This window comes from Actinomadura sp. 3N407 (assembly GCF_052245875.1).
In the GTDB taxonomy this organism is placed as follows: Bacteria; Actinomycetota; Actinomycetes; order Streptosporangiales; family Streptosporangiaceae; genus Spirillospora.
The window spans coordinates 1-14,344 of sequence record NZ_JBQQBP010000046.1; the positions used below are offsets into that span (position 1 = coordinate 1).

Sequence of the window (14,344 nt, forward strand, 5' to 3'; positions counted from 1 at the left end):
CCTCACCCACGCCCACATCGCCGGCATCAACATCAACTGGCCCACCACCCAACAACCCACACCACACACACCACCCACCCCACACACACCACTGCCCACCTACCCCTTCCAACACAAGCGCTACTGGCTCACACCGACCAGCACCGCGAAGCAGCTGGGCCAGGCGCACACCGGTCATCCAGTGATCGGGAGCACGACGGATCTGCCGGAAGAGCACGGGCACATCTTCACCGGGCGGATCTCCACGACTACGCATCCGTGGCTCGCCGACCACGCGGTGCTCGAAACGGTGCTGATGCCCGGGACGGGTTTCCTGGACATCGCGCTGCACGCGGCCGCGCATCTCGGCTACAGGCACACCGAAGAGCTGACGGTCGAGACCCCGCTGACGTTCCCCGGTACCGCGGCCGTCCAGCTGCACGTCACGGTGACCCCGGACGGCCAAGGCGACGGCCACACCGTCACGATCCACTCACGCCCCGCTGACCAGCCGGACCAGCCGTGGACGCGGCACGCGAGCGGCACGGTCGTCGCGGACGCTCCCGACGCCCGGCAGCCCGAGTTCGCCGGTGTGTGGCCGCCGTCCGGGGCGACGCCGGTGCCGGCCGACGACCTGTACGACCGGCTCGCCGGCCTCGGTTACGTGTACGGGCCGGCCTTCCAGGGGCTGCGGGCCGCGTGGCGGGACGGCGACGTCCTCTACGCCGAGGTCCGTCTCCCCGACGACGCCGACACGAGCGGGTTCGCCGTCCACCCGGCACTGCTCGACGCAGCCCAGCACGCCATCGCGCTCGGCGACCCGGACCGTCCCGACGCCCCGGTCCGGTTGCCGTTCTCTTGGTCGGGAATCACGTTGCACGCCACCGAGGCGAGCGTGCTGCGCGTCCGGGTGACGCCCGTGGACGACTCGACGGCGACGCTGGAGATGGCCGACGAGGCCGGCCGACCGGTCATCGTGATCTCCTCGCTGAAGCTCCGGGAACTGGATGTCGATCGGCTGGACACGTCCCGCCACCTGCACAATGCGCTCTGGCGCATCGACTGGGTGCGATCGGCGGCGGCCGACACGCGGCCCTCGGGCCAAGGCGCGTGGGCGGTGCTGGGCGACGGTTCGTCCCTCCTGGGCGACACCTTCGCCGACCTGCCGCGCCACAGCGGGTTGGACGACCTGCTGCGCGCCGTCGACACCGGCGGGGCCGTCCCCGAGGTCGTGCTGCTCCCCTGCGACGGCGGAACGCCCGACATGGACGATCCGGCGGCGCGCTCCCATGACGTCACCCGGCACGTGCTCCACCTGCTGCAGGACTGGCTCGCCGAAGATCGGCTCGCGGCGTCGCGGCTGGTGGTGGTCACGCGCGGCGCTGTCTCGGTGGACGCAGACGACCCCGTGCGCGACCTGCCGGGCGCGGCCGTGTGGGGTCTGCTGCGCGCCGCGTGGTGGGAGGAGCCGGACCGGTTCGCTCTGGTCGATCTCGACGGAACCGACGCCTCCATGCGGGCTCTCGCCGCCGCCGTCGACTCCGGTGAGCCGCAGGCCGTGCTGCGCGACGGCGCGGCTCACCTGCCGCGCCTGGTCGGCACCGCCCCGGACGAGGGCGACGAGACGGCGGCTTTCAACCCGGACGGCACGGTGCTCATCACCGGCGGGACGGGCACGGTCGGCGGGCGCGTCGCCCGGCATCTGGTGGACCGGCACGGCGTGCGGCGTCTGCTGCTCGTCAGCCGCTCGGGTCCGGACGCCCCGCGCGCATCGGAACTGGCGGCCGAGCTGGAGGCGACCGGTGCCGAGGTGACGGTCGCGGCCTGTGACACCGCCGACCCGGACGCGCTGGCCGCCCTGCTCGCCGGCGTCCCGGACGAACATCCGCTCACGGCGGTCGTCCACACCGCCGGTGTGCTGGCGGACGGCGTGCTCACCGCGCTCACGAGCGCGCAGGCGGACACCGTCCTAAGGCCCAAGGCCGACGCGGCGTGGAACCTGCACGTACTGACCGAGGAGCTCGACCTCGACGCGTTCATCCTGTTCTCCTCGGCCGCGGGCACGATCGGCAACCCGGGCCAGTCGGTGTACGCGGCCGCGAACACCTTCGTCGACGCGCTGGCCGCGTACCGGCGGTCGCGTGGCCTGCCCGCCGCGTCCTTCGCGTGGGGACTGTGGGCGGAGACCAGCTCGATGACCGCCGACCTGGACTCGGCCGGGAAGGCCAGGCTCACCCGCAACAGCGCGGCGCTGGACACCGAGCAGGGCCTCGCTCTGTTCGACGCGGGCCTGTCGCTGCAGCGGCACACCCCGCTGGTGATGGCCGCGCTGCGCCCGGCGACGGTCCGCGCGGACGACGAGACCATTCCGCCGATCCTGCGCACGATCGGCCGGGCGACCGTCCGGCGTGCGAGCGGACCGGGCGGGCGGGCGGCCGCCGAGGAGCTGGCCGAGCGGCTCCGCACGCTCGGCGAGTCCGGGCAGCGCGAGTCGCTGATCGATCTGGTCCGCACGAACGTGGCGGCGGTACTGGGGCACGTCGGGCAGGACGCGATCGAGACCGACCGCGGCTTCCGGGATCTGGGGTTCGACTCCCTCACCGCCGTCGAGCTGCGCAACCGGTTGAACGGCGCCACCGGTCTGCGCCTGCCCGCCACGCTGATATTCGACCATCCGACGACGGGCGCGCTGGCCGACCGCCTGCGCGCCGAGCTGCTCGGCACGCGAGCGGACGCGCCGCGGCCGAGTACCCCGCACGGCAGGGTCGGCGAGACCGGCGACGACCCGATCGTGATCGTCGGCATGGCGTGCCGGTTCCCGGGCGGCGTTCGCACGCCGGAAGCCCTGTGGCGGCTCGTGGCCGAGGGCGCCGACGCGATCGGCGAGTTCCCCGCCAACCGGGGCTGGGACCTGGACGCGCTCGGCGACCCGGATCCCGACCACCCCGGCACCTCCTATGTGGACCGGGGCGGGTTCCTCCACGACGCGGACATGTTCGACGCGGAGTTCTTCGGGATCAGCCCCCGGGAGGCCCTGGCCACCGACCCGCAGCAGCGGCTGCTGCTGGAGACCGCATGGGAGCTGCTGGAGAACGCCGCGATCGATCCGGCGTCGCTGCGCGGAAGCGGCACCGGGGTGTTCATCGGAACGGCCGCGCAGGAGTACGGGATCAACGCGCGGCCCGCGGACACCGGCTCCGAGGGCTACCTGATCACCGGTTCGACGACGAGCGTCGCGTCCGGCCGCATCGCCTACACCCTCGGCTTCGAGGGGCCCGCCGTCACGGTGGACACCGCGTGCTCGTCCTCGCTCGTGTCCCTGCACCTCGCGGTGCAGGCGATCCGCAACGGCGACTGCGACCTGGCGGTGGCGGGCGGCGTCGCGGTCATGGCGACCCCGACCTTGTTCGTCGAGTTCAGCCGCCAGCGCGGTCTCGCTCCGGACGGCCGGTGCAAACCGTTCGACGCCGCCGCCGACGGGACCGTCTGGGGTGAGGGTGCCGGTCTGCTGCTGGTGGAGCGGCTGTCGGACGCGCAGCGCAACGGCCACCAGGTCCTGGCCGTGGTGCGGGGCACGGCCGTCAACTCCGACGGCACCAGCAACGGACTCACCGCCCCCAACGGCCCCTCCCAGCAACGCGTCATCCAGCAGGCCCTCACCGACGCCGGACTCAACCCCGACGACATCGACGCCGTCGAGGCACACGGCACCGGCACCGCCCTCGGCGACCCCATCGAAGCCCAGGCCCTCATCGCCGCCTACGGCCGTGACCGCCCCGCCGACCGCCCCCTGTGGATCGGCTCGATCAAGTCCAACATCGGCCACACCCAGGCGGCCGCCGGGGCCGCCGGCGTGATCAAGATGGTGCAGGCCATGCGGCACGGGCTGCTGCCTCGGACGCTGCACGTCGACGAGCCGACCCCGCACGTGGACTGGTCGTCCGGCGCCGTGTCCGTCCTCGCGGAGGAACGGCCCTGGCCGGGCGGGGACGGGGTGCGCCGCTCGGCCGTCTCGGCGTTCGGGATCAGCGGCACCAACGCGCACGTGGTCCTCGAGTGGGATCCGGCGTCGGCCGCCGTCCCGGCGGCGGACGACCGGGGTGAGGCCGAGGGGGATCCGGTCCCCTGGCTGCTGTCCGGCAGAACCGAGCCGGCTCTTGCCGCGCAGGCGCGCGGACTCTTCGAGCATCTCGCCGGGCTGGAGGAGTTCCGTCCCGCCGACGTCGGCGTCTCGCTGGCGGCCCGCGCCGTTCACGAGCACCGCGCGGCGGCGACGGGCCGTACCCGCGAAGAGCTGCTCGCCGGGCTGGAGATCCTCGCGAACGGCGGCACCGCGACCAACGTGGTCGTGAGCGGCGGCGGTGATGGCAGGACCGCGTTCCTGTTCTCCGGGCAGGGCAGCCAGCATCCGGGGATGGGCCGCGATCTGTACGACCGGTTCGAGGTGTTCGCCACCGAGCTGGACCAGATCTGCGCGCGGATGGACGCGCGGATGGACGACTCCTTGCGAGCGGTGATGTTCGCCGAGGAGGGCTCGCCGAAGGCCGCCCTGCTCGCCGAGACCCGGTACGCCCAACCGGCGATCTACGCGATGGAGGTCGCGTTGTTCCGGCTGCTCGAGTCGTGGGGCGTCCGTCCCGATGTCCTGCTCGGGCACTCCATAGGCGAGATCGCCGCCGCTCACGTCGCCGGGGTGTTCGACGCCGACGACGCCTGCGTGCTCGTCACGGAGCGGGCACGGCTGATGCAGGCGGTGGAGGCGCGCGGCGCGATGGTCGCGATCCGCGCGGCCGAGGCCGAGGTGGCGGAGTCGCTGCGCGGCCTGGACGGGGTCGCCGCGATCGCGGCGGTCAACGCCGCCGACTCGACGGTGGTGTCCGGCGACGAGGAGGCCGTGGCCCGGGTCGCGGAGCTGTGGACCGAACGCGGCCGGAAGACGACGCGGCTGCGGGTCGGGCACGCGTTCCACTCTCCGCACATGGATGGCATTCTCGACGAGTTCCTCCAGGTCACCGAACGCGTCACCTACCGGCCGCCCGCGGTGCCGATCGTGTCCGCCCTCACCGGCAGGCCGGCCGCGGAGGACGATCTGGGCGATCCGCGCTACTGGACGAGGCAGGCGCGGCAGCCCGTCCGCTTCCACGACGGGGTCGGGTCGCTTCGTGAGCTGGGCGTCACGACGTTCCTGGAGGTCGGACCCGACGCGGTTCTCACGGCCCTCCCCGCGGACGAGGGTTCGGGTCATCGGATCGCGACGCAGCGCCGGGACCGGCCGGAGGCGGAAACGCTCGTCACCGCCGTCGCCGAGGCCGGGCTGCGCGGCGTACCCGTCGACTGGAAGTCGTTCTTCGCGCGGCTGGACGCGCGGCCGGTGGCCCTGCCCAACTATCCCTTCGAAGGACGCCGGTTCTGGCTGCCGGCGGCCGCCCCGGCCGCGGCGTCCCTCGGGATGGACACCGGTGCGCACGACTTGCTCAGGGCCTCGACGTCCCTCGCCGAGACCGGTGGCCGGCTGCTGAGCGGCCGGGTGTCACGGCGCACCCACGCGTGGCTCGCCGAGCACACCGTGAACGGCGCGGCGCTCGTGCCCGGCACGGCGTTCCTCGACATGGCCGTGCACGCGACGAGGGTCAGCGGATGCGGCCGGATCGAGGAGCTGACGGTCGAGTCGCCCCTGACGCTGCCGGAGAGCGGCTCGGTCGATCTTCAGGTGACGGTGTCCGGGCCGGACGCGAACGGCGCCAGGTCGATCACCATCAGCTCGCGCGCCGCCGCGACCGACCCGGGCGACGGCGAACGGCCGTGGACCCGGCACGCGTCGGGAACGCTGGGTGCGCACACGGCCGGGCCGTTCGACGACTTCCCCGCGGCGTGGCCGCCGGAGGACGGTGAGCCGATCGACGTCGACGGGCTCTACGACGCGCTCGCCGACATCGGCGTCGGCTACGGACCGGCCTTCCAGGGGCTGCGGGCGGCCTGGCGTGCCGGTTCCACGGTCTACACAGAGACCCACGTGCGCGAGGACGGCGGCGAGGCGGGCGGGATGCACCCCGCGATGCTCGACGCGGCGCTGCACGCGCTGGCTTCGGACCACCCCTCGCTAGGATCCGGGGAAGAGATCCTGCTGCCGTTCTCCTGGCGCGGCGTCGTCCCGCACACGTGGCAGGCCACCTCGATCAGAAGCCGACTGACCCGAACCGGGCCGGACACGCTCGCGGTGGCCATCACCGACGCGGCGGGAACCCCGGTCGCATCGGTCGAAGCGCTGGTGGTGCGCCCGGTGCCCATCGGCAGGATCAGCGCCCGGCGGCGCGAGGCATACCGGCTCGGCTGGGACACCGCCCCCGCCCGTCCGGCTGCCGCCCCGGCGTCCCTGGCCGTGCTCGGCGACGCGGCCGGGCTCAGCGGGGCGCTGGCCGGCGCGGACCTCCCGCCGGTGTTCCACGGCGACCTTTCCGAGCTCGTCCCGGCGACCGGTCCGATGCCCGGCGCGGTACTGCTGCCCGTCGGCCCCTCCGACGGCGCCGGCCCCGACGACGTACGCGGGGCCGTCACCCGGGTGCTGCTCGCGGCGCAGGAGTGGCTGGCCGATGAGAGAACGGCGGACTCCCGCCTGGTGGTCGTCACCCGGGGCGCGGTCTCCACGGGCCCCGAGGACGCGACCGCCGATCTGCCGGGGGCGGCCGTCTGGGGGCTGGTCCGCAGCGCCCAGAACGAGCATCCCGGACGGTTCGTCCTCACCGACCTCGACGGAAGCGCGGCATCGGCGCGGTCCCTCGCCACGGCGATCGCCCGCGGCGAATCCCAGGTCGCGTTGCGCGACGGTCGCCACCTGGTACCGCGCGTGGCCGCGACGCCGCTACCCGAACCCGAGGCGTCACCGCTCGACCCGGAAGGGACCGTCCTGGTCACCGGCGGCACCGGCGCCCTGGGCGCGATCGTCGCGCGGCACCTGGTGGCCCGGCACGGCGTGCGGCACCTGCTGCTGCTGAGCCGGCGCGGCGCTGACGCGCCGGGCGCTGACGCACTGCGGGCGGAGCTCTCCGGACACGGTGCCGAGGTCACCATCGCGGCCTGCGACGTCACCGACCGCGGGAGGCTCGCCGCCGTTCTCGCGGACGTCCCCTCCGGCCACCCGCTCACCGCCGTGGTCCACACGGCCGGAGTGCTGGACGACGCCGCCCTCACCAACCTGACCCCCGACCGGATCGACGCCGTCCTGGGGCCGAAGGCGGACGCCGCCTGGTACCTGCACGAGCTCACCGCGGACGCCGGCCTTGCCGCGTTCGTGCTGTTCTCGTCCGCCGCCGGAACGCTCGGCGCTCCCGGGCAGGCCAACTACGCGGCCGCCAACGCCTGCCTGGACGCCCTCGCCTGGCACCGCCGTGCGCGGGGACTCCCGGCCACCAGCCTGGTCTGGGGGCCGTGGCCGGACGCCAGCGGGATGACGGCCGACGCGCGGCGGGTCCGCCAGGCGGCGCTGGTTCCGCTGCCCGAGTCGACGAACCTCGACCTGTTCGACGCGGCCCTCACCTCGGGACATCCCGTGCTGCTCCCGCTGCGTTTCGACCGCGCCGCGCTGCGCTCGGCCGACGCGGCGACGCTCCCGCCGATGCTGGCCGGGCTCGTCGCCGCGGCGCCCCGCCCGGCCGGGCGTACGCCTCTGGCGCAGCGGCTCGACGGGCTCACCGGGTCGCGGCGGCACCGGCTGCTGCTGGAACTCGTGCGGGAGCACGCCGCCTCCGTCCTCGGCCACGACCACGCCGACGGCGTCGCCGCCGACCGCGGCTTCACCGAGCTGGGATTCGACTCGCTGACCGCCGTCGACCTCCGCAACCGGCTGTCCGCCGAGACGGGCCTGCGGCTCCCGGCCACGCTCGTCTTCGACTACCCCAGCCCCCGGGCGCTCGCCGAGCACCTCGCCGGCGTGCTCCCCGGCGCGGGCCGGGAGGCCCTCTCCCAAGCGGGGCGGCGGGTGGCGGCACCGGACGACGACCCCATCGCGATCACCGCGATGGCCTGCCGGTTCCCCGGCGGGGTGCGAACTCCGGAGGACCTGTGGCGGCTCGTCGCCGACGAGGTCGACGCGATCGGTCCGTTCCCGGCCGACCGGGGCTGGAACGTCGCCGACCTCTACGACCCGGAACCCGAGCGGGCCGGCAAGTCCTATACGCGTGAGGGCGGCTTTCTCTACGACGCCGACCGGTTCGACCCGCAGTTCTTCGGCATGAGCCCACGCGACGCGACCGCCACCGACCCGCAGCAGCGGCTGCTGCTGGAGACCGGCTGGGAGGCCTTCGAACGCGCGGGTATCGACCCCGAGTCGCTGCGCGGCAGCCGCACCGGCGTCTTCACGGGCGTCATGTACGGCGACTACGGCGGCCGCCTGCTGAACGCCTCCCCCGGCGAGTACGAGGGATACCTGGGGACCGGCAGCGCGGGCAGCGTCGCGTCCGGCCGTCTCGCCTACACCTTCGACCTCGAAGGCCCGGCGATCACCGTGGACACGGCGTGCTCGTCGTCGCTGGTCAGCCTGCACCTGGCCGCGCGTGCCCTGCGGGACGGCGAGTGCGACCTGGCGCTGGCGGGCGGCGTGACGGTGATGGCGACCCCGGCCCCGTTCGTGGAGTTCAGCAGGCAGCGCGGGCTCTCCCCGGACGGACGGTGCAAGCCGTTCGCCGCCGGAGCCGACGGCGTCATCTGGGCCGAGGGCGCGGGGCTGCTGCTGGTCGAGCGCCTCTCCGACGCGCGCCGCAACGGCCATCCGGTGCTGGCGGTACTGCGCGGGTCGGCCGTCAACCAGGACGGCGCCAGCAACGGGCTGACCGCCCCGAACGGCCCGTCCCAGCAGCGGGTGATCCGGCAGGCGCTCGACGACGCGGGCCTGCGGCCCTCGGATGTGGACGCGGTCGAAGCGCACGGCACCGGCACCCCCCTCGGCGACCCGATCGAGGCGCAGGCGCTCATGGCCGCCTACGGACGGGATCGCCCCGGCGACCGCCCGCTGTGGATCGGCTCGGTCAAGTCCAACATCGGGCACACCCAGGCCGCGGCCGGGGTCGCGGGCGTCATCAAGACCGTCCAGGCGCTCCGCCACGGACGCCTGCCCCGCAGCCTCCACGCCGTCAGCCCCACCCCCCACGTGGACTGGGCGGCGGGGAACGTCGCGCTCCTCAGCGAGGCGCGGGACTGGCCCGAGCATGACGGGCCGAGACGCGCGGCGGTGTCGGCGTTCGGCATCAGCGGCACCAACGCCCACGTCGTCATCGAGGCCCCGAGCGGCGCGGACGTCCCGTCCGAGGACGGGCCCGCCAGGGCGGACGGGCAGGAGCCCGCACCGGTCGTCCCGTGGGTGCTGTCGGCCACGACCGGCGCCGCGCTCGGCGCGCTCGCCGACCGGCTCCGCGACTTCGTGCGGGAGCATCCCGAGCACCGGCCCGCCGACATCGCCCGTTCCCTCGGGTCGCGGTCGGTGTTCGAACACGGCGCGGCGGTGGTCGGCCGGACCCGGGACGAGCTGCTGTCCGGGCTCGACTCCCTCTCGGCCGGCCGTCCGGCGCCCCACCTGATCCGCGGCTCCGCCGAACGGGACGGTGCGACCGCCTTCATGTTCTCTGGCCAGGGATCGCAACGGCCGGGCATGGGCAGCGGCCTGTACGCGGCCTTTCCCGAGTTCCGGCGTGCGCTGGACGAACTGTGCGAGCACTTCGACGGGCTGCTCGACCGGCCGCTGCGCGAACTGATGTTCGCCCCCGCCGGTTCCCCGGAGGAGGACCTGCTCCACGAGACCCGCTACACCCAGCCCGCGCTCTTCGCGCTGGAGGTCGCGCTGTACCGGCTGCTCCGGAGCTGGGGCGTCGTCCCCGACTACCTGATGGGGCATTCGGTCGGCGAGTTCGCCGCCGCGCACGTCGCCGGTGTCCTGTCCCTGCCGGACGCGTGCGCGCTCGTCGCGGCGCGCGGCCGGCTGATGCAGGAGCTGCCCGGCAGCGGGGCGATGGTGGCGATCGGCGCGAGCGCCGAAGAGGTCCGCGCGTCCCTGACGGGCCGGGAGGACGCGGTCGGCATCGCGGCGGTGAACGGCCCGGCCGGCACGGTCGTGTCCGGTGAGGAGGTCGCGGTGATGGCGGTCGTCGACGAGTGGGCCGCATGCGGCCGCAGGACCAAACGGCTGCTGGTCAGCCACGCGTTCCACTCGCCGCTGATGAAGCCGATGGTGGCCGCGTTCCGGGAGGTCGCCGAGGGACTGCGCTTCGACCGGCCCACGATCCCGATCGTGTCGACCGTCACCGGCGACGTCGTCGAACCCGGCACGATGGCGTCGGCGCGGTACTGGGTCGACCAGGTGACGCGGCCGGTACTGTTCGCCGCGGGCGTCCAGACCCTGCACGAAGCGGGAGTCCGCGCCTACCTCGAACTCGGCTCCGACGCACTGGCCTCGCTCGCTCCGGACTGCCTCCCCGAGCTGGACGCCCGGCCGCTGGTCGGCGCCCTGCTCCGCCGGGACGCGGCCGAACAGGAGTCGGTGGTCACCGCGCTGGCGCGGGCCCGGGTCGCGGGCGTGCGGGTGGATCTGGCGGCGATGCTGCGGGACGCGCGCCGGGTGGACCTGCCCACCTACCCGTTCCAACGCGAACGGTACTGGCTGGGCCGACCGGCCGCCGACGCGTCCTCGCCCACCGGTCTGGGGTTGGCCGGGACGACGCACCCGTTCCTCGGCGCGGAGACCGAGCTGCCCGACGGCGGCTTCCTGTTCACCGGCCGGATCTCGGCCGACGCCCAGCCGTGGCTCATGGACCACGCCGTCCACGGCACCCCGGTCGTCCCGGCCAGCGCCCTGGCCGACATGGTCCTGTACGCCGGGGAGCGGTCCGGCTGCCACCGGATCGAGGAGCTGACCCTGTCCACTCCGCTCGTCCTCCCGGAGACCGGGGCGGTGCACGTCCAGGTCGTCGCCGGGCCGTCCGACGGTTCCGGCCGCAGGAGCGTCACGGTCAGGTCCCGCCCGGCGCCTCCCGCCGACGACGCCGAGTGGACCGGGCACGCCGAAGGGGAACTCGGCCGCGCGGGGGACACCGCCACGGGTGACGCCGAACTCGAGGCGGCGGACGCGGCGTGGCCACCGCCGGACGCGACCCCGGAGGACGTCGAGCGGATCTACGCGCAGCTCGCCGATCTCGGGCTGGGCTACGGTCCGGCCTTCCGGGGCCTGCGGAGCGTCTGGCGGCACGGCACCGAGATCCTGGCCGAGATCCACTTGCCCGAGGCGACGACACCCGGCTTCCGCGTCCATCCGGCCCTGCTGGACTCCGCCCTCCACACCCTCGCCTACGCCTATCCCGACGTGGACAGGGCCGCGGGCGTACCGGTCCCGTTCTCCTGGTCGGGCGTCAGCGCGGCCGGCTCCGTCCCGGACGGTGTCCTCCGGGTCCGGCTCGGCGGCGGCGACGCCGGGTTCGCGCTGCGGCTGACCACCGAGACCGGTGGCGAGGTCGCGGCGATCGAGTCGCTGTCGGTGCGGCACCTGACCCCCGACCAGCTCGGTTCCGGACGGCAACGGCGGCACCGGGCCCGGTTCGCGGTCACCTGGACCGAGGCCGCGCCGGCTCTGCGGCGGGACGGGCCGCAAGCCCGGATCGGGTGGCTCGACGACCCCACGCCCGACCTGCTGGTCACTCTCGCCGATGTCGCCGAGCCGTTGGCTTTGACCGGTGACGCGCCCGCGCCGGACCTGTTGCTCCTGGACTGCACGGACCACGACGCGTCGGGAGACCAGGCCGGACGGACGCACCGGGCGGCCCGCCGCGTCGTCGAAGTCATCCAGACGTTCCTCGCCGACGACCGGTTCGCCGGTTCCCGGCTGGGCGTGCTGACCCGGTCGGCGGTGGCCGCCGCGGAGGGCGACACGGTCGAGGACCTGGCGGGCGCGGCGGTCGGCGGGCTGGTCCGCTCGGCGCAGACCGAGAACCCGGACCGGATCGTCCTGGTCGACATCGACGGCACCGAGGCGTCCGCACTGGCTCTGCCCACCGCGCTGCACACCGACGAGCCCCGGCTCGCACTCCGCTCCGGACGAGCCTACGCCGCGCGCCTCGCCCGCGTCACCGACGACGAGGGCGCCGCCGCACCGCTTCCGGCCGACGGGACGGTACTGGTCACCGGTGGCACCGGGACACTCGGCGCGCTGATCGCCCGGCACCTGGTGCGGCGGCACGGAGTCCGCCGCCTGCTGCTCACCAGCCGGAGCGGCGCCGCGGCGGCGGGTGCGGACGAGCTTCTCGACGAGCTGGCCCGGCTCGGCGCACACGCCACCGTCGCCGCGTGCGACGTGGCCGACCGTGCCGCGCTGGCCGACCTGCTCGCCGCCGTCCCCGATGAGCACCCGCTCACCGCCGTCGTCCACACGGCGGGAGTCCTGGACGACGCGACCGTTCCCGGTCTCACCCCGGACCGGATCGACACCGTGCTGCGGCCGAAGGCCGACGCCGCCTGGCACCTGCACGAGCTCACCGCGGACCTGGACCTCACGCACTTCGTGCTGTTCTCCTCAGCCGCCGGTGTGCTGGGCGCGGCGGGCCAGGCGAACTACGCGGCGGCCAACGCCTTCCTCGACGCGCTCGCCGAGCATCGCCGCGCCCACGGCCGTCCCGCCGTCTCCCTCGCCTGGGGGCTGTGGGCCGCCGACGGCGCGATGAGCGCGAGCCTCGGCGCGGCCGACCGGGCCCGCATCGGCCGGGGCGGAATCCTGCCCCTCGCGACCGAGGACGGCCTGGCGCTGTTCGACTCCGCCCTGGGCGCCCGCCGCGCCGCGCTGACGATCGCCCGGCTCGACGTGCCGTCGCTGCGCGCACAGGCTGAGCACGGCACATCACCGGCGATCCTGCGCGACCTGGTCGGCAGCGCTCCGCGCCGTCGCGGCGGCCTCGAGAACCGGCCGGTGTTGGAGGGACGCCTGGCCGGCCGCACCGAGGCGGAGCAGACCGAGCTGCTGCTGGAGTTCATCCAGGAGGAGATCTCGATCACGCTGGGGCACGCCGAATCCGGGGCGGTCGAACCGGACCGCGGTTTCCTGGAACTCGGCTTGGACTCCCTCACCGCGATCGAGTTGCGCAACCGGCTGAGCGACGCCAGCGGCCGGCGGCTGCCCGTCACGACGCTGTTCGACTATCCGACGCCGCGCAAGCTCGCCGCGCGTCTGCGCGAGCTGCTCGCACCGCCCGAGGAGCCGGACGGAGCGATTCGCAGGGCCATCGCCTCCGTCCCGCCCGAGCGCCTGCGCACGGCGGGCCTGCTGGAGGCCGTGCTCGCCCTCGCCGACGACGCCGCGCCCGGCGGCACGGGCGCCGCCGGCACGGCCGACCCAGCCCGCGATCGGGAGGGCGACGACGCGAACCTCCTCGACGCCGGTGTCGAGGACCTCATCCGGATCGCCCTCGCCGACACCGACCCGTAACCGACCCGAACCGACGGAGCCGACGAATGAACATGCCCGACGAGAAGGTCGTCGAAGCGTTGCGCACGTCGCTGCTGGAGAACAAGCGTCTGCGACGGCGCCTGCGGCAGCAGACGGCCGCGGCGACCGAGCCCATCGCGATCGTGGGGATGGCCTGCCGCTTCCCCGGCGGCGTCCGGTCGCCGGTGGACCTGTGGCGGCTGGTGGCCGAGGGCACCGACGCGATCACCGAGTTCCCCGCCGATCGCGGCTGGAGGCTCGACGACCTCTACGATCCCGACCCGGACGCGCACGGCAAGTCGTACGTGCGCGAGGGCGGATTCCTGCACGACGCGGCCGAGTTCGATCCCGGGTTCTTCGGGATCAGCCCGCGCGAGGCCTTGGCGATGGACCCGCAGCAGCGGCTGCTGCTGGAGACCAGCTGGGAGACGTTCGAGAACGCGGGCATCGACCCCGAGACGCTGCACGGCAGCCGCACCGGCGTGTTCACAGGCGTCATGTACGACGATTACGCGACCCGGCTGCGCCGGATGCCGGAGGGCATGGAGGAGCATGTCGTCACCGGCAGCGCGGGAAGCGTGGCGTCGGGACGGCTCTCCTACGTCCTCGGTTTCGAGGGCCCGGCCATCTCGGTGGACACGGCGTGCTCGTCGTCGCTGGTCGCTCTGCACCTGGCGATCCAGGCGCTGCGCAACGGCGAATGCGAGTTGGCGCTGGCCGGCGGCGTCACCGTGATGGCCACCCCGGTGGCGTTCACCGGCTTCAGCCGTCAGCGCGGCCTGGCCCCCGACGGGCGATCGAAGTCGTTCGCGGCCGCGGCCGACGGCACCGGCTGGGGTGAGGGCGTCGGTCTGCTGCTGGTCGAGCGGCTCTCGGACGCCGAACGCAACGGCCATCAGGTCCTCGCCGTGG

2 protein-coding genes are annotated in these 14,344 nt (G+C 74.4%); both read left to right on the forward strand.

Annotated elements, in window-relative coordinates:
* Positions 1 to 181: 181 nt before the first annotated feature.
* The gene (locus ACTWPP_RS44455) at positions 182 to 13,432 is read left to right on the forward strand and encodes an SDR family NAD(P)-dependent oxidoreductase (RefSeq protein WP_443110524.1); all 13,251 of its coding nucleotides are present in this window, start codon (positions 182 to 184) and stop codon (positions 13,430 to 13,432) included.
* Positions 13,433 to 13,458: 26 nt separating this feature from the next.
* Positions 13,459 to 14,344: beta-ketoacyl synthase N-terminal-like domain-containing protein (locus tag ACTWPP_RS44460; protein ID WP_443110525.1), on the forward strand; the 886-nt coding region annotated here is incomplete at its 3' end.